The sequence below is a fragment of the Microbacterium sp. zg-YB36 genome, assembly GCF_024623575.2.
Taxonomy (GTDB): Bacteria; Actinomycetota; Actinomycetes; order Actinomycetales; family Microbacteriaceae; genus Microbacterium.
In genome coordinates this window covers 443665-465157 of the sequence record NZ_JANJFD020000003.1, presented here as the reverse complement: position 1 = coordinate 465157, position 21493 = coordinate 443665, and the positions used below count along the sequence as shown (strand labels likewise).

Below are 21493 nucleotides of genomic sequence, written 5' to 3'. Positions count from 1 at the left end.
CTGGGGATGCTCGATGACGACACGTGAACGCGCCATGACCGCTGACGACCCGCGGAGCGGGGACCCGGCGACGATCGGCGCACCCCCGCGCAAGCGCAAACGCTCCGTCGGCCGGGTGATCGGGCTGTCGGTGTACGGCGTGATCGTGGGGATCACGGTGATCGCGCTCATCGCGGTCAGCGCCGTGGTCTGGACGATCCAGCGGTCGTTCCCGCAGCTGGACGGCACCGTCGAGGTCGCCGGGCTCACCGGCGAGGTGGAGGTGCTGCGCGATGCGCTCGGCGTGCCGACCATCGTCGCCGACACCTCCGACGATCTGTTCTTCGCACAGGGCTACGTGCACGCCCAGGACCGATTCTGGGAGATGGACTTCCGCCGGCACATGACCGCCGGGCGCCTGTCGGAGCTGTTCGGCGAGAGCCAGCTGCCCACGGACCTGTTCCTGCGCACCCTCGGCTGGCACGAGATCGCCGAGCAGGAGGTGGCCGCACTCGACGACGAGACGCGCGGGTACTACGACGCGTACGCCGACGGGGTGAACGCCTACCTGGCAGATCACCAGGGGTCGGCGGCATCCTTCGAGTACGCCGTGCTCGGCCTGCAGAACCCCGACTACGCCATCGAGGAGTGGACGGCGGTGGATTCCATCGCGTGGCTGAAGGCGATGGCCTGGGACCTGCGCAGCAACGTGGAGACCGAGACCGATCGCGCGCTGATGGCGCAGGACTACACCACCGCGCAGATCGATCAGCTCTTCCCCGGCTACCCGTTCGACCGCAACCCGGTGATCGTCCCGGTGATCACTGCCGAGGACGACCTGCCGGGGACCACTCCCGCAACCGCGGCGACGGCGTCGATCGACTGGGTTGAGGTCGACGGCGTCGTCGAGGCGGCCGCGGCGATGCTCGGCGGCGTCGGTGAAGGCATCGGCTCGAATTCCTGGGTCGTCTCCGGCGACCTCACCGCGTCGGGGATGCCGCTGCTGGCCAACGACCCGCATCTGGGCGCGTCGTTGCCGAGCGTCTGGCACCAGAGTCACCTGCGGTGCCGGGCGGTATCGCAGGCCTGCCCCTTCGACGTGGCGGGGTTCGGCTTCTCCGGCGTGCCCGGCGTCATCATCGGCCACAACCGCGACGTGGCGTGGGGGTTCACCAACCTCACCACCGACGTCACCGATCTGTACATCGAGCGCATCGAGGGCGACGCGTACTGGCGCGATGGGGAGCTCGTGCCGCTTCAGACCCGCACCGAGACGGTGCAGGTCGCCGGCGGCGACCCGGTGACCCTCGAGATCCGCTCGACCGTGCACGGCCCGATCGTGTCGGGCTTGACGCCCGCCTTCACCGCGATCGCCGATGACCCGCAGATCCGCCGCGACACCGGGATCGGGGCACCGGAGGCGGAACCGACGGGAAGCGAATACGCCGTCAGCCTGCGGTGGACCGCGCTGGAGGCCGGTACCACCGCGGCATCCATCTTCGCGCTGGACCGCGCCACCGATTTCGCTGACTTCCGCGCTGCCGCGGCGCTGTTCGACGTGCCGGCGCAGAACCTCGTCTACGCCGATCGTGAGGGCAACATCGGCTACCAGACGCCGGGACGCCTGCCCATCCGCGGCGCCGGCGACGGCTCGCTCCCGCAGCCGGGGTGGGACTCCGCCTACGACTGGCAGGGCATGATCCCGTTCGAGGAGCTGCCGGTGGTCTACAACCCCGACGAGGGCTACATCGTCACCGCGAACAACGCCGTGGTGGATGAGACCTATCCCTATCTGCTGACGAACGACTGGGACTACGGCTGGCGGGCAGCCCGCATCACCGAGCTCATCCAGCGCAAGGCCGCAGCCGCTCCGCTGACGACAGCCGACATGCGCGACATCCAGGCGGACGCGCAGTTCTGGATGGGAAAGCGTCTGGCTGCGGTCTACGCCGACGTGCAGACCGGCGACGGGGAAACGGATGCCGCCCTCGCGCTGCTGCAGGACTGGGACGCGCAGAACTCCGCCGAATCCGCCGCCGCCGCCTATGCCAACGTGCTGTGGGACGAACTGGTGTCGAACATGTTCGTGCGCGAGCGGGAGGTGCCCGCCCCGGCCGGCAGCCACTCGCGCATGTTCCAGGTGGTCGATGAGCTGCTGAAGAACCCGTCCGACCCGTGGTGGACCAACGAGGGCCTCGAGGTGACCGGGCAGCAGGAGATGCTGGAGCGCTCCGCACGGGATGCCGCCGCACGCCTGACCGAGCTGCAAGGCGAGGACCCGACGCAGTGGAAGTGGGGGTCGCTTCACGCCATCACCCTCACCAGCGACACGTTCGGCTCGTCGGGCATCGCCCCGATCGAGTGGCTGTTCAACCGCGGGCCGTACGACGTGGCCGGCGGCGCCTCGGTGGTCGACGCGAGCGGCTGGTCGCTGGGCAGCGGGAGCTTCGCCACCGTCACGGTGCCGTCGATGCGCATGGTGGTGGATCTGTCCGACCTCGATGCGTCGCGGTGGAACCACCTCACCGGCACCAGCGGTCACACGTTCCATCCCAACTACACCGACCAGACCGAGACGTGGCAGCGCGGCGAGATGACGCCGTGGCCGTTCAGCGACGACGCGGTGCGGGCGGCGGCGACCGACGAACTGCGGCTCGTGCCGGCATCCTGAGCGCATCCGGGGCATCCGAAGCAGGTCATCGCGCCGGATGCAACCCCCGGGCGGCGGTCGCGTCTACTCGCCTACGATCGGAGCACCGACGAGGGGAGCACCCATGGCAGCAGGCAATGCGCGTGTGATGCGCTGTACAGCCGGCGACGTGTTCGCCACGCTCGCCGACGGCTGGATCTACCCGGTGTGGGTCGTGGGCGCGGCGCGCATGCGGGCGGTGTCGCCGCAGTGGCCCCAGCAGGGCGCGAAGCTGCAGCACTCGGTGGGCGCCTGGCCGTGGCTGATCGACGACTCCACCGAGATCGTGGAATGGTCGCCGCCGCATCGCGTGCGGCTGCGCGCGAAGGCCGGACCGATCGGCCGTGCCGTGGTCGTGATCGACGTGCGCGAGCGGGGCGAGGACACGCTGGTGACTATGGGCGAGGAGCCGGTCGCCGGCCCCGGCCGCCTGGTGTCGCAGCTGATCGCTCCGCTGCTGCGCGCCCGCAACCGTGAGTCGCTGCGCCGCCTCGGCTTTCTCGCCGAGGGGCGGCGACGCGAGCGCGAGGCGGGCAGCCAGACAGCGCGCCAGGACGTGCCGGACGCGTCCACCGCGGGCGCCGGAGCGCAGGCGCAGGCCGACGTGGACGGCGCGGACGGTGCCGAGCGCGCTGTGCGGGCCGCGGGCACGGGTGGTGACGTGGCAGGCGATGTATCCACCGGCGACGGGGATGCCGCGCGCAACGAACCCGGTGCCCCCGGGACATGACCACCCCCGACGTCGTCGTCGTCGGCTCAGGCCCCAACGGCCTGGCCGCGGCGGTCACCCTCGCCCGCGCGGGCCTTGCCGTGCGCGTCTACGAGCGCGCGGCGCAGCCCGGCGGCGGCTCGCGCACACAGGAGCTGACCCTCCCGGGGTTCCGGCACGACGTGTGCTCCGCGGTGCACCCGCTCGCGGTGGCCTCCCCCTTCTTCCGGGCGTTCGGCCTGGCGCACCGGGTCGAGCTGATCACCCCCGAGGTGTCCTTCGCGCATCCGCTGCCCGGCGGCGCGGGGGTCGCCTACCGGGACCTCGACCGCACCGCGCAGGAGCTGGGGCGCGACGGCCGCGCCTACCGGCGGCTGCTCGCCCCGCTCGCCACCCACGCCTTCGAGGTCGCCCAGTTCACCGGATCGAACCTGTTGGGCGTGCCGCGGCATCCGCTGACCGCGGTCCGATTCGGACTGCGCGCGCTCGCGCAGGGCAGCCCGCTGTGGAATGTGCGCTTCTCCGGGGCCGCCGCCCCGGCCATGATCACCGGGGTCGCCGCGCATGCGATCGTGCGGCAGCCGAGCGTCGTCGGCGCCGGTGCCGGGCTGGCGCTGCAGGCGCATGCCCACGCCGGCGGATGGCCGATCCCCCGCGGCGGCAGCCAGGCGATCGTCGACGCGCTCATCGCGGATCTCGTCGCGCACGGCGGCGAGGTCGTCACCGATCACGAGGTGACGTCGCTGCGGGAACTGCCGCCGGCGCGGGCGACGCTGCTGGATGTCACCCCGCGCGCGTTCCTCGGATTCGCCGGAGACGACCTGCCGGCCGGGTACCGGCGAGCGCTCGAGGCGTTCCGCTACGGCAACGCCGCCGCCAAAGTCGACTTCGCGCTGTCGGGCCCGGTGCCGTGGTCCGATCCTCGGGTGGCGAAGGCGGGCACGGTGCACCTGGGCGGCACCCGCGCCGAGATCGCGCGGGCCGAGAACGACGTCGCCCGGGGCCGGCATGCCGCGGAGCCGTATGTGCTGGTGTCGCAGCCGTCGGTGCTCGACGACACCCGCGCGCCCCGCGGCGCGCACACCCTGTGGGCTTACACGCACGTGCCGGCCGGATCCACGGTCGACCAGCGCGAGGCGATCGTGCGCACGATCGAGCGGGCCGCACCGGGGTTCCGGGACCTCATCCTCGACAGCCACAGCGTGACCGCGGCGGACCTGCCCGAGGAGAACCCCAACTACATCGACGGCGACATCAGCGCGGGGGCCGCGAGCCTGCGCCAGTTGCTGCGCCGCCCGGTGGTCGCGACCGATCCGTGGCACACTCCGCTGCCCGGGGTGTACCTGTGCGGGGCGTCGACCGTGCCCGGTCCCGGGGTGCACGGCCTGTCGGGGTGGTACGCCGCGCGCTCCGCGCTGCGCCGCTCCTTCGGCATCCGCACCCTCCCCTCCCTGGCCCCCGAGTGAGTATTCACACCGCCGAGTGAGTATTCACACCGCCGAGTGAGTATTCGCGGTGCCGAGTGAGTATTCAGCCGCCGCGCACGCGCGACAGTGCCCGCCGGACCCGCGCCGGGACGACCTTGCCCGCGAGGGCACGGGGCCGCCGCGCCGCGCGCGCGACGAAGTCCCGCAACCGGCCCGCGGACCCGTCACGGCGGAACTCGACGGTGCCGTCGCTGCGGACGCCGAGTTCGCAGTTGCGCCCCGCGAGAAGGGGCGACGGCTTCATACCGTCGAGGATCGCCGGGTCCGCCCGCAGCGGGGTCTCGAACGTCCAGCCGGCGTGGCGCACGCGGGCCACCAGTTGTCCGACGACGGATGCAGCGCCGACGGCAGCACTCTCGAGCGGATCGATGGTGACGGTTGCGCGCGCCATGTTCCGCTGCCGGCGCCCCCGGATGCGGCGTTCGCTGCCCTCGTCATCCCGCAGGAACAGGTCGACCCGGTCCTGCCACAGGTCGCGGCTCGCATCCCGGTCGGCTTCGGGGAGCACGTCGAGGCCCAGAGATTCGGGGGGACGCCACACCACGCGTGGCCCCTCTTCGGCGGGGGCCCCCGCATCCACACCGTCGCCGGCACCGGCATCCTCACCGGCACCGGCACCGGCATCCGTCCTCACTTCCCGCGGATCGAACACGAGCGCGTCCTGGCCGTCGCGAAGGAACCGGATGCGCAGCGTGAGCTTCAGCTTGCCGCCCGGCGTCCACTGCGCGGCCGTCACCACGGCGCGGCATCCGAGCTTCGCCTCGAACTCAGCCAACCGCAGCAGTTCGTCGCGCCGCCCTGCACGCAGCAGCGCGGAGCGCACCCGCAGCGGGAAGGGAAGACCCGCCTCGACGCCCGGTCCGAACCGCTCCCGGGCGATCGGAATGACCACATCGAGGAAGCGCTCCCGGTAGTCGTCGGGATAGTTCACGACGCGCCGGCCATCGAGGCGCTTCAGGATCTTGCCGCGATACCAGTGGCGCAGCAGCGTGTTCCGCAGCGCACCGGGTGGCGTATTGGCCTCGACGAGATCGAGCACCGTCTCGAGGTGAGGGAAGTAGGTCACCGGATCGATCCGGGACGAACTGGCGCTGCCGCGGTTCTTCACCCACGCATAGCAGGGCTCGCTCGCCAGGATCGAGATCGTCTTCGCGGCGAAGTACGCGCGCATCACGAAGAGGTGGTCCTCCAGTCGCACACGCCCGTCCGGGAACCTGATGTCGTTGTCCCTGAGGAACGCCGTCCGGAAGAGCTTGTGCGGGGTGAGCAGTTCCAGGAGCGGATCTTCGCCGAGCACGGCGTGCGGGATGTCCCGGCGGAAGATCTGGCCGGGGATGCGGCGCCCGATCCCGACCTCCTTGCCGATGACGACATCCGAGCCGTTGCGGTCCGCGTAGTCGCAGAGTCGCGCCAGCGCCCGCTCGAACAGCCAGTCGTCCTGGTCGACGATGTAGACGTAGTCACCGCGCGCGGCCTCGATGCCGCGATTGCGGGGCGTGCCGGGCCAGCCGGTGTGCTCGAGGCTCAGCACCCGCACGTTCGGGCGGGTGCGCGCGACCCGCGCCAGGCGCTGGCGGGTCGGCTCGTCCGATCCGTCATCGCACAGCAGCACCTCGAAGTGGCGGGCCCGTAACGTCTGCCGGTCCAGGGACCCGATCAGCTCGTCGAACTCCGCGCCCGGGTTGTACACCGCCACCACGACACTCACCCGAACGGTCCCCGCCCGGCCGTCTCCCCCACCCGGCATCCTGGTCATCATTCAACTCAACGCGCAACGGCCGGATCGTGCGCGGGGTTGCACTGCAGCCTTCGACGTGGCACTGCTCGACCTGCGCGGTCGGTTCGTCCTCTCAGGACCTGTGGATGCCACCCGTCATTAGAATCGAACCCCGACTCCCGAGGAGGTCCCGATGCCCTTGGACCCGTTTTTCTCCGAGCGGTTGCGGGTGCACCGGCGCTACCTGATCGGCCAGAGCCTGAAGGCGATGCGCGCGCGCGTCGCGGCCTGGCGCGCGTCGCTGTGGGGCGGCGCACCGCGGGCGGCGTCCAGTGGTGGCGGGGGCGTTTCGGGCGGCTCGGGCGGCTCGGGCGCTTCGGGCGGTTCGGGCGGGACGGGCGGGAACAGCGCCGCCCGGGCGCGGCATCGTCGCGCCGCGGTCGCCTGGGATCGCAAGGAACTCGAGGCGGTCGGAACGCCCGGGCCCGACGTGCGCACGACCGAGCACGAGGTGCCGGTGCCGGGGTACCCCGCCGTGCGCGTACGCATCTACTACCCCGATGGGGCGGCGGGGGGGTCGGTGCCCGCGTGGCTCGCGTTCTTCGGTGGCGCGTTCCGCATCGGCGGCATCGACTATCCGACGACGGATGCCGCCAACCGGCGCCGTGCGGCCGATGCCGGGGTCGCGATGGTCGCCGTTGATTACTCCCTCGCGCCGGAGCATCGCTTTCCGACGCAGATCGAGCAGGCATACGCGTCGCTGGTATGGCTGCATGAGAACGCCGCCGAACTGGGGATCGACCCGGGTCGCATCGGCGTCACCGGAACCTCGGCCGGCGGGGCGATCGCGGCGGGGCTGACGCTGCTCAATCGCGACCGGGCCGGCCTGCCCATCCGGCTCCAGGTGCTGGAGGTGCCCGTCACCGACCTCACCGGCCGCAATCTCGACCTGCGGGCGACGCGGGCACTGGGCATCCCGAGCATCATCGCGCTGCGCGAGCTGCGTTCGGTGGCCCACACGTATCTGCGGCATCCGTCCGACGCGCGCAACCCGCTCGCGTCACCGCTGCGGGCAGCCACCCACGTCGGGCTGCCAGAGGCGGTGGTCCTCACCGCCGAGTACGACCCGCTCCGCCGCGACGGCGACGCGTACGCCGCGAGGTTGCGTGCCGACGGCGTGGCAGCCAGCGCGGTGCGTTATCTCGGTGTCACGCATGACATTCCGTTGTTCACCGGCGCACTGGCATCCGCCCGCCGCTGGCATCGGGACGTCATCGGCGCCCTGGCGCGGCTCCACGACGACTGACGCGAATACTCACTCGACGCCGCGAATACTCACTCGGCAGCACGAATACTCACTCGGCTACCCGCCGGCGGCGGGGGGAGTCTCACGTGATTCGGCCAGTTCGTCGACATACAGCGATCCGGCGTCGATCGTGCCGTTGCGGTGCGCGGCGCGGCCCACCATGTGCGCCGACAGCGGCGCGGTGGCCAGCTGCACCATCACGACCGCGGCGAGGAACGCCACCACGGGCCACGAGCGGGCGGACAGCGCGACGGCGAGGCAGATGATGATCAGGCCCAGCACCTGCGGCTTGGTCGCCGCATGCAGCCGGGTGGGTACGTCGTGAAAGCGCAGCAGCCCGATCGCGGCGGTCAGGCACAGCAGCGCGCCCAGCAGGATGAGCACGAGGGAGATGGTGTCCAGCAAGGCGTTCATCGGCCCGCGTTGTCCCTTCTCGCGACGAACCGGGCGATCGAGATCGACCCGAACACACCCACCGCCGCGATGATCAGCAGCACCGGGAGCGTGCGCGTGTGGTGGTTGATGGCCATCTCCGCACCCAGCAGACACATCACCAGCGTCATCAGCACGTCGGCGGCCACGGCCCGGTCCAGGATCGACGGGCCTTTGATGATCCGCCAGACCGTCAGCAGCCCAGAGACGGCGAACACCACGTAGATCACGGTCAGCAGTGCGTTCATGACGGCGTCCCCCCGGGGCGCCGTGTGCCCGCCGCGCGGATCTGCTCCAGCTGCGCACGCGACCCCACCGCATGCACGATCCGCGACTCCCACCGCTGCACCGCCTCGCGCTGCAGCCGGACGTCCTCGTCGCTGGAGACACCGATCACATGCAGATACAGGATGCGACGGTCGCGGTCGGCCTCGACCACGAGCGAGCCGGGGATGAGCGAGGCCGTGACGCCCACGTGGGTCATGATGAGGTCGTCGTCGGTGCGCAGCGGTACCGCGATGATGGCCGTGCCGGGGTAGCGCGACGGGTTGAGCACCTGCCATGCGACCAGCAGCGACCCTCGCACCAGCGACCCGACGAACGTGGCGAGGAAGACCAGTCCGTACCAGAGGTTCACCCGCCCCGACAGTTCCACCGGCGGCAGCCGGAACACGCGGGTGACGAACAGCGACACCAGCAGCCCGGTCACCAGCGACAGCACCGTGAACTGGCCCCACAGCAGCATCCACAGCGCGACGAGCCAGACGATGAACGGCATCTGCCGCCACACCTGGGTCATGACCGACTGGCGCTCGGGGCTCATGACTGCGTCCCCTCTTCCAGCTGCACGAGCGTGACGGGGTCCATCAGCGACGCCCCGATGCGCGCGCAGACGTCGTACAGGGGTCCGGCGAACACCGTCAGGGCGATCGTGACGGCGACCATGCCGGCGGTCGCGGCGGTCATGATGCGCGGGATCACCCGGCGCCGGGTCTGGGTGGCCGCCGCCGGCGCGGCGCCCAGGTACGAGATGCGCTCCTCGGTCTCTGATTCACCGTGGTCGTCCTCGTCCTCGCGCCAGAACGACAGGTTCCACGCGCGCATGAGCGAGTACAGCGTCAGCAGGCTCGTGATGACGCCGCCGACGATGACCACGATCATGAGCGGTGCGCCGACGGATGCCGCGGCGTCGAAGAGCGCGAACTTGCCGATGAACCCGGAGAACGGCGGTAGGCCGCCGAGGTTGATCGCGGGGATGAAGTAGAGCACCGCGATGAGCGGCGCGGCGCGCATGAGCCCGCGGACCTTGAGGATCGAGGTGGATCCGGCGCGGCGCTCCACCAGTCCGACGGCGAGGAACAGCGTCGTCTGCACGATGATGTGGTGGATCGTGTAGTAGATCGTCGCGCCGATGGCAGCCGGCGTCGCGATCGCCAACCCGAACACCATGTAGCCGATGTGACTGACCAGCGTGAACGACAGGATCCGTTTGAGTTCGGCCTGCGCGACGGCGCCGAGCACCCCCACGATCATCGTCGCCAGCGCCACGATGAGCAGCAGCGTGTTGACGTCGTTGTCGCGGAAGATCTGGGTCTCGGTGCGGATCATGGCGTAGACGCCAACCTTGGTCAGCAAGCCGGCGAACACCGCCGTGACCGGTGCCGGGGCGGTCGGGTACGAGTCCGGCAGCCAGAACGACAGCGGGAACACCGCCGCCTTGATGCTGAACGCCAGCAGCAGCAGCACGTGCAGCACCATCTGCGTCTCTTGCGGCAGTTCGCTCATCCGCTGCGACAGTTGCGCCATGTTGACGGTGCCCAGCGCCCCGTAGATGGCCGCGATCGCGGAGAGGAACAGGATCGAGGACACCAGCGAGACGACGATGTAGACCACGCCGGTGCGGATGCGCGACTCGGTGCCGCCGAGGGTGATCAGCACGTACGAGGCGACCAGCAGGATCTCGAAACCGACGTAGAGGTTGAACAGGTCGCCGGCGATGAAGGCGTTGAAGATGCCCGCCGCGAGGATGAGGTACGACGGGTGGAAGATCGACACCGGGGTGTCGTCGTCGCCGTCCGCGGCGCCCTGGCCGACGGAGAACAGCAGCACCGCCAGCAGCACGATGCTCGAGACGACCACCAGGAGAGCGGCGAGCCGGTCGACGTACAGCACGATGCCGAAGGGGATCGGCCACCCGCCCACCGACACCGCGATGGGAAGGTCGGATGCGTCGACGGTCACCAGCAGCACGGCCGCGATGATGCAGACGAGGCTGAGCGTGGCGATCGACACGACCACCTGGGTGCGGCGGTGGCGCCCGGCGATCAGCGCGACGGCGGCACCCAGCAGCGGCAGGGTGACCAGCAGCGGGACGAGTGCGTTCAGGCTCATCGCTGCACTCCCCCATCGGGCCGGTCGGTGGGGGCGTCGTCGCGCAAGCCGGGGACGTCCTTCGCGTGCAGCACCGTGATGGGTGCGGTGTCGACGCCGACGAAGTCCGTCGTCGCCTGTTCGTCGTCGGTGGTGGTCTCGTCGTCCATCGAGTCCTCGTCCACGGCGCTGCGCTCGCGCACGGCGCGGTCTTCGGCATCGTCTTCGACGGTGTCGGCCTGACCGAGTTGCCACGAGCGGTAGATGAGCGCGAGCAGGAACGCCGAAACGGCGAAGGTGATGACGATCGCGGTGAGGGTCAGCGCCTGCGGCAGCGGATCGCTCATCCGCTGCGCCCCGGCGCCGTCCTCGCCGCCGAAGAAGGGCGCGACTCCGGGGTCCCCCATGACGATCAGCAGGAACAGGTTCGCGGCGTTGCCCAGCAGCAGGAAGCCGATGAGCACGCGGGTGAGACTGCGTTCGAGCATCGCGTAGACGCCGGCGGCGAAGAGCACCGCCATGATCACGATGAGGGTCAGTGAGACATCCATGACGCCGTCACCCCCCGGTCGCGCAGTTCCTGGGTCTGACGGTCGACTTCGGCGCCGAGACTGCGGAGCACATCGAGCACCAGGCCGATGACCACGAGGTAGACCCCGACGTCGAAGATCGTGGAGCTGACGAACTCCACGTGGCCGAGCACCGGGATCTCCGCCTCCCAGAACATGCTCGACAGCGGCGGCAGGCCGAACAGCAGCGGCACGATCGCGCAGCCGACGGCCAGCGCCATACCCACTCCCAGCAGCCGCCCGGCATCCGTGGGCGCCGCCGCGCCCAGCTCATACCGGCCGCCGGCGACGTACCGCATGACCAGGCCCATACCGGCGACCAGGCCCCCGGCGAAGCCGCCGCCGGGCAGGTTGTGGCCGGCGAACAGCAGGTAGATCGACACGACCATGATCGTGTGGAACAGGATGCGCACGATCACTTCGAGGATGATCGAGCGGTTCTCCGGCCGCACCCGCTGGCCGCCGACGAGCCAGGTGCGCGGTGCGCCGCGGTTGTCGGCGGTCTGCGGCCGGGGACCCTCGGCGGTGTCCACGAGCAGGCGCCGGTTGCCCGATGAGGCCATCGGCAGCGGCGCGACGGCACGCGAGAGCGTGTCGGCGCGGTGGGTGACGAAGACGAGGGATGCCACACCGGTGGCCGCCAGGATCAGCACCGACAGCTCGCCCATCGTGTCCCAGCCGCGCAGATCCACCAGCGCGACGTTGACGACGTTCTTGCCGTGGCCGAGCTCATAGGCCAGCTCCGGGAACGACGCCGAGATGGGTTCGTGGGTGCGTGCGCCGGTCGCCACGATCGCGACCATCGCCATCGTGAGCCCGACCGCGCCGGCCAGCACCGCGCGGGCCACCGGCAGCACCGAGGCGTTGTGCTCGCCGAGTCGGGCGGGGATGCGCCGCAGCACGAGCGCAAACGCGACGAGCGTGACCGTCTCGACCAGCACCTGGGTGAGGGCGAGGTCGGGTGCCCCACTCGTGGCGAACAGCATGACCATGCCGAGCCCGGTGACCGAGACGAGTACGACACCGGTGTAGCGCTTGCGGGCGCGTACCGCGACGATGCCGGCCACGATCATCAGCGGCGCGACCAGCAGCTGCGTGGGAGACTGCCAGGCCTCGAGGTTCATGCGCCATTCCGGCGTGGCCAGCAGGGCGGTGCCTTCCGCGGCGACCAGCACGATGAAGATCGTGCCGACGTAGACCGGCAGCGAGCCGCGCTGGGTGACGGTGACCGTCACGACCGCGAGGCGGGCGACCGAGCGCAGCACCAGGTTGTAGATGTCCGACGCGGTGAACGGCAGCAGCCGCCGAGGCGCCCCTACGCGCCCCACCAGCCAGAACAGCACCGCTCCGGCGGCGATGGAGCCCAGCGACAGCAGCAGGGCGGGTTCCACGCCGTGCCACAGGGCCAGGTGATAGCTGTGCTCGGGCGCCGCGACGCCGGGGCTGGACGCCGGGGCGGTGTCGGCGTAGGTCGCCAGCGCGGTGTCCAGCAGGGGCGCGGCGAGGCCGGCGACGAGCGTCAGGCCCGCCAGCAGCACCGGTGCGCCGAGGAAGCCGATCGGCGGGTCCGGCCATTCCGTTCGCGGCATACGAGCCCCGGCGGCATCCTTCTTGGTCCAGAACGCGCCCCAGATGAAGCGGATGCCGTAGGCGGCGGTGAGCACGGAGCCGAGCACGATGCCCACCAGGCCCACCATCGCCCACACCTGGCCCGCCGCACCCTCGTGGAGGAACGCGGTCAGCGCCGCCTCTTTTGCGACGAAGCCCACAGTGGGGATCACCCCGACCATCGAGGCGACGGCGATCATCGAGAACGCCGCGAGCGTCGGAGCCTGGCGTCCGACGCCGGACAGCTCCCCGATGTCACGAGTGGACAGCTGCCGGTCGATCACACCGACTACCAGGAACAGCGCCGACTTGAACAAGGCGTGGCTGATGAGCAGGGCAAGACCGGCCAGCGCGGCGTCGCGTGTGCCGTAGCCGAGCACGGCGGTGAGCATGCCCAGCTGGCTGACGGTGCCGAAGGCGAGCACGCGCTTGAGGTCGGACTCCCGCAGCGCCTGCAGGCCGCCGATCAGCATCGTGAGGATGCCGAGGCCGATGACGATCGGCCGCCACGGCGCGGCGAGCGCGAACACCGGGGCAAGGCGCGCGATGAGGTAGATGCCGGCCTTGACCATGGCCGCCGCGTGCAGGTACGCGCTCACCGGTGTCGGGGCGGCCATAGCGCCGGGGAGCCAGAAGTGGAACGGGAAGATCGCCGACTTGCTCAGGGCGCCCACGAGCACCAACACGAGGGCGGCGTCGATCACGGGGCCGGTCGGGGCGAGTTCGAGGATGCCGGAGAGGCTGGTCGTGCCGGTGTCGACTATCAGCAGCACGACGCCGATCAGCATGACCAGGCCGCCCATCGTCGTCACCAGCAGCGCCTGCAGCGCCGCCCGGCGGCTGGCGCCGCGGCGGTGGTAGAAGCCGATGAGCAGGTACGACAGCACGCTGGTGACTTCCCACAGCATCACCAGCACGACGATGTCGTCGGTCAGCACGAGGCCGTACATCGCACCGGCGAAGGCCAGCAGCACCGCGCAGAACTGTCCGACGCCGTCACGCTTGCCGTCGAAGTACCAGCGGCAGTAGATCATCACCAGCGCGCCGATGGCGGTGACGATGAGCGCCAGGACCCAGCCGAGAGTGTCCATCCGCATCGACACCGCGATGTCCAGCGCGGGGATCCACGACAGCGACTGGAATGGCGTGTCGCCCGCCAGTACGGCCCGCGTCTGCATCAAGGCGTGGCCGAACGCGGCGATCGGGAGGGCGGCCGAGACGTAGAACGCCCGGGCCCCGATGCGGCTGACCAGCCACGGCAGAATCAGCGGGAGGATCGCGAACGCGGCGAGAATCATCAGCATTCGCGGCCTCCTCAGGGGTCGCGGCCAGAGGCACGGCGTTCAGGATTGGCCTTCAGTCTACCGGTGAAGATCGGCGCCGATTGCCGCGGGGGTCACAATCCGGGCGGTGGAGCGGTTGTATTCCCCTCCCGGAACACGCTCGTGAAGCACACCGACGCGGCATCCTGCTCCGCGAGCATCGCCACGACGGCCTCGCCGGCGGCCCGGCCCTTTTCGGTGGCCGGCTGCACCATGGTGGTCAGGGTGAAGGGCGCCAGGCCGTCGACGTCGATGCCGTCGAAGCCGGTGACGCTGAGGTCCTGCGGCACGCCGAGCCCGCGTTCCTCCGCGGCGCGCAGCACGCCGGCCGCGAGCAGGTCGCTCTGCGCGAGCACCGCGGTGGGCAGGTGGTGCGAGTCGGCGAGGATCTCACGGCCCGCCGCCAGTCCTTCGTCGATCGAGCTGCCGCCGGCCGCGTAGGCGGGGGCGTCCGGGTAGACATCGCGGGCGCCCGCGATGCGGTGCCGGGTGACGTCCACGGTGGTTTCCCGCAGGCGCTCGGCGTCGATCCAGCCCCGCGGGCTGTCGCGATCGGTCGGCAGCGTCACCAGCGCCACCTCGGTGTGTCCGAGGGACCGAACGTGACTGGCCAGCGCGCGCTGGGCCTCACGGTTGTCCAGGATCACCCGGGGCACGTCTGGTCCGGCGTCGCCTTCGACGACGACCACCGGGATGCCGCGGGCGCGCAGGGTCGCAAGCGAATCGGCCATGCCGGGAGTGCAACCGATCAGCACGGCCGCGTCGATCGGGGCGGTGGTCAGGGACGCGCCGCGGGAGTCCCCTTCGACGCCTTCGCGCAGCAGCAGGAGCCCGGCATCCATCGGGGCCACAGCATCGGCCAGACCGTCCATCATGAGCCGGATCACCGGATCGACGAAGGCGGCGCCCAGGTGGCCCTGGAAAAGCACGCCCACGATGCCGGAGCGGCCGCGGCGCAGCGAAGCGGCGCGGGGATCGGGGCCGGTGTAGCCGAGGGTCGCGGCGGCGGCGAGGACCCGCTCCCGCGTGGCATCCGAGACCCGCGTCTTCCCGCTGAACACCACGGACGCCGTCGACGGCGAGACCCCCGCGGTGCGGGCGACGTCGGCGATCGTTGCGCGGCGCGTGCTCATGACGTCCCGATCGTAGCCGGTTGGGCCAATCGAATCGATTCGTTACGCTGAGCCGGTGGACACTGCTCTGACTCGTTCCCAGTTCGTGCGCTGGCGCACCGCCATCTTCGCGATCTTCGCCGCGAGCGGATTGAGCATCGCCACATGGGCGTCTCGGGTGCCCTCGATCAAGGACGACCTCGGCATCGAGAACAGCCAGATCGGCATGCTGCTGCTGGGCATGGGTGTCGCGTCGATCCTGGGCCTGTCCGCATCATCGGTGATCATCGCCCGGTTCGGCACGCGCCGCGGCATGCTCGGCGCCATGGTGATCTTCGCCGCGGGAGTCGCCCTCATCGGCGTCGGGACGAACTTGGTGCCTTCGCTGGCCATCGTGCTGATCGGCCTGGCGCTGTTCGGCTTCGGCAACGGCGCGGTCGACATCATGATGAACGTCGAGGGCGCGGCGATCGAGACAGCCTCGGCGAAGACGCTGCTGCCGCTGTTCCACGCGTTCTTCAGCTTCGGCACGGTGCTCGGGGCGGGACTGGGGGCGCTGGCCGCGGCGATGAACCTCAACGTCTTCACGCACACCGCGATCGTCACGGTGATCATCCTCGTCGTGGCCATCGTCGCCTACGCCAACGTGCCGACGCGCGAGGGCGCCGGTGACCCGGCAGCGGATGCCGCAGGCCCGAGGGCCGGCTGGCGCGAGCGTCTGATGACATCGCTGTCGGCCTGGCGGGAGCCGCGCACGTACGCACTGGGTGTCGTGCTGCTGGGAATGGCCTTCGCCGAGGGCGGCGCCAACGACTGGCTGGCGCTGGGTGTCACCGACGGTCATGGCGGCAGCGAAGAGCTCGGCGCCGCGGCGTTGATGGTCTTCTCCATCGCGATGACAGTGGTCCGTGTGCTGGGAGGGCCGCTCGTGGACCGATTCGGCCGCGTGGCGACACTGCGGGTCCTGGCGGTGACGGCGGCTGTCGGCATCGTGCTGTTCATCCTCGCGCCGAACCTGCCGCTGGTGTTCGTGGGGGCGGCACTGTGGGGCGTGGGGGCGTCCCTCGGCTTCCCGCTCGGCATGTCGGCAGCAGCAGACGACCCGGCCAAGGCCGCCGCTCGCGTGAGCGCCGCGGCGACCATCGGCTACGTCGCGTTTCTCTGCGGCCCGCCGGTACTCGGTTTCATCAGTGACCAGATCGGACTGCTCAACACGCTCTACGTGCTGGTGGCGCTGGTCGTGGCATCCGGATTCGCCTCGTCGGCAGCGCGCCCGTTGGCGGGCGCCAAGGTGGGCGCCGGTCACCACCGGGGCGAGTGAGCACAGGTAGGCTCATCGGGTGCGTTTGGTCATCGCCCGCTGTTCCGTTGTCTACGCAGGGCGCTTGAATGCGCACCTGCCCACTGCGACGCGCCTGCTCGTCCACAAGGGCGACGGCAGTCTGCTGGTGCACTCCGACGGCGGCTCGTACAAGCCGCTCAACTGGATGAGCCCGCCCTGCACCCTCACCGTCGAGACGCCCGACGTCGCCGGCGAGGACGAGGAGCAGGTCGTCCAGCAGTGGCGCGTCACGCACGCCAAGTCCGGCGACTCACTGGTCGTGCGCATCTACGAGGTGCTGCACGACTCCTCGCACGAGCTGGGCATCGATCCCGGCCTGGTCAAGGACGGCGTCGAGGCGGATCTGCAGCGCCTGCTGGCCGAGCAGGTCGGCGTGATCGGCGACGGCCTGACGCTGGTGCGGCGGGAGTTCCCCACCGCGATCGGCCCGGTCGACCTGCTGCTGCGCGACCCCGCCGGCGGCACGATCGCCGTCGAGGTCAAGCGCCGCGGCGACATCGACGGCGTGGAGCAGCTGACCCGTTACCTCGACCTGCTGGGCCGCGACCCGCACCTCGCGCCGGTGACCGGGGTGTTCGCGGCGCAGGAGATCAAGCCGCAGGCCCGGGTTCTCGCCGCCGATCGCGGCATCCGCTGCGTGACGCTGGACTACGACGAGATGAAGGGCATCGACTCCGGCGCCCCTCGCCTGTTCTGACCCGCTCCCCCGCACGCCCCACACACCGTGAGACCACAGCTGGTCGCCGAAACGATGGGAACCACCCAGGGTCTCGGCGACCAGCTGTCGTCTCACGGGTTGGGGGCGCCGATTAGGGTGGAGGGATGCCGGTTCGATCTCCCTTCTCATGCGTCCTGTGGGACGTCGACGGCACGATCGTCGATGCCTCCGAGGGGATCCTCCGCCGCCTCGCCGTGACGCTGGAGCACTACGGCCACCCGGCACCGACCTTCGCGGAGCTGGTGCACTGGATCGGCCCGCCGATGTTCGAGTCGTTCCAGACCAACGTCGGCATGACCCCCGAGCAGTCCGCCGAGGCCGTCGCGTTCTACCGTGTGCTGGGCAAGGCCGACGGCTACACCACCGGGGCGCGGCTGTATCCCGGTATCGCCGACCTCATCGCCGATCTCGCCGCCGCCGGCGTGCCGCAGGGCACGGCCAGCTCCAAGCCCGAGATCCAGGTACTCGCCCTTGTCGACCATTTCGCGCTGGCCCCGTTCTTCACCGCCGTCACCGGCGCCACGGCCGACGAGCGCACGCTCGCCACGAAGGCCGACATCATCGCCGAGGCGCTGCGCCGCCTGCAGGCCGCCGGGGTCGACACGAGTCGCCCGGTGCTCATCGGCGATCGCCACCACGACATCGACGGCGCCGCAGTGCACGACGTGCCCGTCATCTTCGTGCGCTGGGGCTTCAGCTGGCCGCACGAATCCGAGGGCGCCACCGCCGTCGTCGACACCGTCGACCAGTTGCGCTCGTTGCTGCTTGTGGCGGACCCGGGATGAACCTCTCCCTGGATGCGGTCCTGGCCTGGGTGATCCCGGCCGTGGTCGTGTTCGGGGTGACGGCGATCATCGTCGTCCTCGCGGTCTGGTCGGTCCGCCGCGCCCGCCGCTCGCCGCGCGCCCGCGCCGCGGCGGAGGCGGAGCGCACCAAGGCCGGGTCCGCTCTGGTGCGCCTCGACGATGCCGTGACCGAACTCGACCTCGAGGTCGGGCTTTCCGGGGCGCTCTACGACGGCGAGGCACCGGCGAGCCTGCGGCGAGCGCGGATGACCGCCCAGCACGTGCGGGACGAGGCGTTCGAGAGCTTCCGCGGGCTCGACGGCGCCGACCCCGCAGAGGTGCGTCGCATCAGCGGCCGCATCCGCACCCGCGCCGAGGGCGCCCTCGCACTCATCGCCCGCGCCCGCGCGGAGCATGACGACTGGATGCGGGTGCACAGCTCCGCCGCCGCGCAGGTGGATGCCGCATACGTGCGTCTCGAGCACCTGCGCACCGAGCTGGGAGACCCCGGCGCGCTCGTGGCCGATCTGTCCGGGCGCTTCGACGAGCCGGAGTGGCTCCAGGCCAGCGCCGCCGCGCATGCGGCATCCGAAGCCCTGACCCTGGCCCGGCAGCACCTGACGGCGGCGCGCGAACTGGCCGCCGACCCCACTCGCAGCGCGCTGCCGGAACTGGCCGCCGCGCAGCGCGAGCTGCACCGAGCCCAGGCTGGTGCCCGCGCCCTGGACGAATCCCATCGGCTCGTGACGGATGCCGCGCTGGCCGTTCCCCAGGAACTCGCCGAGGCTCGCGCGGCGCTGGCGCAGGCGCAGCGCGTGCGCGACGAGCTGGAACCGGCCGACGCGGAGCGGCTGGGCACCGAGATGCGCGCCGTCGCCGGGGAACTGGACCGACTCGTGCCCGCTGCCGAACGCCGCCCGACCGCGACCGTGGCCGAAGTCGCGCGGCTTCGCAGTCGCCTGGATCTCGCCCTTGGCGATGCGCGCACGGCCCAGCAGCGACTGCGGGGGGCCCGCACCGCGCTGCCGGGAACGTTGGCCGCCGCGCGCGGCGCTCTCGCCCGCGCCGAGGCCGCCGTCACCGGCAGCGGTGCCGACGCGCGGGTGCGCCTGGATTCCGCCCAGCGGGAACTGGCAGCGGCCCGGCAGGCTCAGGACCCGGTCGAGGCGTTGGATGCCGCGCGGCGGGCGCTGCGCCACGCCGAGGACGCGGTGGCCCTCGCCGACTACGGGCGCTTGGTCGGTCGCGCGGCACCCTGACCCGCCTAGGGTGGGCCACATGGCCCAGGCAACGCCCACGCGCCGGCATCCGCTCGCGCTGCTTGCCGCACGCATTCCGGCGACACTCGTGCTCGTCGGCCTCGTCGTGATCTGCGGCCTGGTCAGTCAGGGACTCTGGCGCCCGTTGTCCGCATCGCCGTGGTGGGACCAGGTCGCCTACGGCGTGCCGGCCCTCGCGGCGGGACGGTGGTGGACGCCGCTGGCCGGCACCTTCTTCAGTGACCCCTCCTGGCTGTACCTCGTGGTGATCTCCGGATTCGCCGGCGTCGCCTACCTGGAGTACCACCGCGGCTCGAAGGTGGCGCTGAGCTGGTTCGCCGTCGGCCAGCTGTTCGGAGTCCTGGCCGCGATCGCGTTCATCGCGGCCACCTCACAGCTGCCGTGGCCGTGGGCGGTGGCCTCGGCGGCGTCGCTGGACGTCGGCCCCTCCGGCGGCACCGTGGCCTGCATCGCGGCATCCGCCACGATCATGCGCTCCCCCTGGCGGGAACGGGTCTGGTTCATCACGCTGGGCGCGTGCGCCGTGCTGCTGCTGTTCTGGGGAAGCCTCGCCGACGTCGTGCACGCGTTCGCGGTGCTGCTGGTGCTCGCCGTGCAGCGGCCGTTGCCGGCGCGACGCACCACCCTACGGGAGCGGCGTCTCATCGCGTTCGTCGCGGTGCTCTGCCTGGGCACCGCCCAGGTGCTCACCGTGCTCGCGCCCACGAGCGGCCCGCTGGGCAGCAGCGCAGCGATCTCGGCGCCGCTGATCGACGTCACTGTCGACGTCGTGGTGATCGTCCTGATCGCCCGGGGGCTGCGCCGCGGCCGGCGCTGGGCATGGATCGTCGGCATCGTGCTGGCCGCGGTCAACATCGCATGGAGCCTCGTGGTGGTGACCGGGGTGCAGATCGCGGGGCTCCCGGAGGCCACGTTCGGCGGCGACACCGCTCCGCTGCTCGGTCACGCGGTGCTGTGGCTGATCTTCCTCGGCTACCTCATCTGGGCGCGCGCGGCCTTCCGCGTCGGCTGGCGCACCACGATCGGAGCGACGCCGGCGCCGACGGCGACGGATGCCGCGGCGATGCTCCGCGAACACGGCGGCGGCACCCTGTCGTGGATGACGACGTGGAAGCACATGTCGTACCTGCGCACCGAGACCGGCATCGTCGCCTACCAGCGTCATGCCGGCGTGGCGCTGGCCCTGGCCGATCCGCTCGGTCCCGCCGCGGGGCGGCAGCGGTCGGTGGCGGAGTTCGTCGCGGCATCCGAACACGCCGGTCTCGTGCCTTGTTGGTTCAGCGCAGGCGAAGCCACCCGCCGGGCGGTGCCGCAGACCTGGCGGAGCCTGGTCGTCGCCGATGACACGGTCGTGGACCTGCCCGGTCTGCGCTTCGGTGGCAACGCATGGAAGCCGGTGCGCACCTCACTCAACCGCGCGCGGCGCGAGGGGATGACTTTCCGCCTCACCCGTCTCGTCGACGAACCCTGGGGCGTGCAGGCGCAGCTGCGGGTGATCTCGCAGTCCTGGGTCGGCGGCAAGGAGCTGCCCGAGATGGGATTCACGCTCGGGACGCTGGAAGAGGCGAGCGATCCCGAGGTGCGCCTGGCCCTGGCCGTCTCACCGCAGGGCGACATCGACGGGTTCCTGTCGTGGCTGCCGGTCTACGGCCCCGATGGGGTGATCGACGGCTGGACCCTCGATCTCATGCGCCGCCGCGAGGGCGGCTTCGTGCCGGTGATGGAGTACCTGATCGGCTCCAGCGCGCTGCAGTTCTCGGCCGAGGGCGCGCGGATCATGTCCCTGTCGGGCGCGCCGCTCACGCATGAGTATCCGCCGGATGCCGGCATCATCGCCGTCCTGAGCGAACGGCTCGCGGAGGCGCTGGAGCCGGTCTACGGCTTCCGCTCGCTCCACAAGTTCAAGGAGAAGTTCCACCCGCGCTACGAGACGCTTTACCTGCTGTTCCGTGACGAGGCCGACCTTGCGCGGATCGGCGCAGGACTCGTCCGGGCGTACCTCCCGGACGCGTCACTGCGTCAGTTCGCCGACGCGGGCCTGGAGCTTGTGCGCAGCGAGAACGATTGA

Annotated in this window: 17 protein-coding genes; 9 read left to right on the top strand and 8 right to left on the bottom strand. The window is 71.0% G+C overall.

Annotated features, from left to right (window positions below):
• The first annotated feature begins 13 nt into the window (after positions 1-13).
• The 3 genes from NQ151_RS11545 (at position 14) to NQ151_RS11535 (ending at position 4843) form a co-directional block, all read left to right on the top strand.
• On the top strand, positions 14-2650 hold the full coding sequence (locus tag NQ151_RS11545; protein WP_257507193.1) for a penicillin acylase family protein: 2637 nt from the start codon (positions 14-16) through the stop codon (positions 2648-2650).
• 103 nt (positions 2651-2753) lie between these two features.
• Positions 2754-3398: an SRPBCC family protein gene (locus NQ151_RS11540; protein WP_257507194.1), complete on the top strand. Its 645-nt coding sequence runs from the start codon at positions 2754-2756 to the stop codon at positions 3396-3398.
• Positions 3395-4843 carry a phytoene desaturase family protein gene (locus tag NQ151_RS11535; RefSeq protein ID WP_257507195.1) on the top strand — a complete coding sequence of 483 codons (1449 nt, stop codon included), beginning with the start codon at positions 3395-3397 and terminating at the stop codon, positions 4841-4843. Before NQ151_RS11540 ends, NQ151_RS11535 begins: the two co-directional genes overlap by 4 nt.
• Before the next feature lie 64 nt (positions 4844-4907).
• Here NQ151_RS11535 and NQ151_RS11530 read toward each other — a convergent pair whose 3' ends face one another.
• Positions 4908-6620 carry a glycosyltransferase family 2 protein gene (locus tag NQ151_RS11530; protein ID WP_257528162.1) on the bottom strand — a complete coding sequence of 571 codons (1713 nt, stop codon included), beginning with the start codon at positions 6618-6620 and terminating at the stop codon, positions 4908-4910.
• 154 nt (positions 6621-6774) lie between these two features.
• Here NQ151_RS11530 and NQ151_RS11525 point away from each other — a divergent pair, with 154 nt between their 5' ends.
• Entirely contained in the window at positions 6775-7887 is a 1113-nt protein-coding gene (locus NQ151_RS11525) for an alpha/beta hydrolase (RefSeq protein ID WP_257528161.1), read from the top strand.
• A 57-nt stretch (positions 7888-7944) separates the two neighbouring features.
• Here the strand turns inward: NQ151_RS11525 and mnhG are convergent, their stop codons facing one another.
• The 7 genes from mnhG to NQ151_RS11490 form a co-directional block, all read right to left on the bottom strand.
• On the bottom strand, positions 7945-8301 hold the full coding sequence (gene mnhG / locus NQ151_RS11520) for a monovalent cation/H(+) antiporter subunit G (protein WP_257528160.1): 357 nt from the start codon (positions 8299-8301) through the stop codon (positions 7945-7947).
• A complete protein-coding gene (locus tag NQ151_RS11515) occupies positions 8298-8567 on the bottom strand; it encodes an MrpF/PhaF family protein (protein ID WP_257507199.1) in 270 nt (89 codons plus the stop codon). The genes mnhG and NQ151_RS11515 overlap by 4 nt, the downstream gene beginning before the upstream one ends.
• Positions 8564-9142, bottom strand: coding sequence for a Na+/H+ antiporter subunit E (locus NQ151_RS11510; protein ID WP_257528159.1), 579 nt, complete (start codon positions 9140-9142; stop codon positions 8564-8566). Before NQ151_RS11510 ends, NQ151_RS11515 begins: the two co-directional genes overlap by 4 nt.
• On the bottom strand, positions 9139-10704 hold the full coding sequence (locus tag NQ151_RS11505) for a Na+/H+ antiporter subunit D (RefSeq protein ID WP_374113781.1): 1566 nt from the start codon (positions 10702-10704) through the stop codon (positions 9139-9141). The genes NQ151_RS11510 and NQ151_RS11505 overlap by 4 nt, the downstream gene beginning before the upstream one ends.
• 2 nt (positions 10705-10706) lie before the next feature.
• Complete coding sequence (locus tag NQ151_RS11500; protein ID WP_257507202.1) at positions 10707-11240, bottom strand: Na(+)/H(+) antiporter subunit C; 534 nt, start codon at positions 11238-11240, stop codon at positions 10707-10709.
• On the bottom strand, positions 11225-14170 hold the full coding sequence (locus NQ151_RS11495) for a Na+/H+ antiporter subunit A (protein ID WP_257528158.1): 2946 nt from the start codon (positions 14168-14170) through the stop codon (positions 11225-11227). The genes NQ151_RS11500 and NQ151_RS11495 overlap by 16 nt, the downstream gene beginning before the upstream one ends.
• A 92-nt stretch (positions 14171-14262) precedes the next feature.
• Positions 14263-15321, bottom strand: a complete 1059-nt coding sequence (locus tag NQ151_RS11490; RefSeq protein WP_257528157.1) for a substrate-binding domain-containing protein — start codon at positions 15319-15321, stop codon at positions 14263-14265.
• Positions 15322-15376: 55 nt separating this feature from the next.
• Here NQ151_RS11490 and NQ151_RS11485 point away from each other — a divergent pair, with 55 nt between their 5' ends.
• From NQ151_RS11485 to NQ151_RS11465, 5 genes are all read left to right on the top strand, one after another.
• Positions 15377-16621, top strand: coding sequence for an MFS transporter (locus tag NQ151_RS11485; RefSeq protein WP_257528156.1), 1245 nt, complete (start codon positions 15377-15379; stop codon positions 16619-16621).
• Between the two features lie 19 nt (positions 16622-16640).
• A complete protein-coding gene (nucS, locus tag NQ151_RS11480) occupies positions 16641-17339 on the top strand; it encodes an endonuclease NucS (protein ID WP_257528155.1) in 699 nt (232 codons plus the stop codon).
• Between the two features lie 125 nt (positions 17340-17464).
• Positions 17465-18145 (top strand): HAD hydrolase-like protein, encoded by a 681-nt coding sequence (locus tag NQ151_RS11475; RefSeq protein ID WP_257528154.1) that lies wholly within the window; start codon positions 17465-17467, stop codon positions 18143-18145.
• Positions 18142-19404 carry a hypothetical protein gene (locus tag NQ151_RS11470; protein WP_257528153.1) on the top strand — a complete coding sequence of 421 codons (1263 nt, stop codon included), beginning with the start codon at positions 18142-18144 and terminating at the stop codon, positions 19402-19404. Before NQ151_RS11475 ends, NQ151_RS11470 begins: the two co-directional genes overlap by 4 nt.
• 19 nt (positions 19405-19423) lie before the next feature.
• Positions 19424-21493: a bifunctional lysylphosphatidylglycerol flippase/synthetase MprF gene (locus NQ151_RS11465; RefSeq protein WP_257528152.1), complete on the top strand. Its 2070-nt coding sequence runs from the start codon at positions 19424-19426 to the stop codon at positions 21491-21493.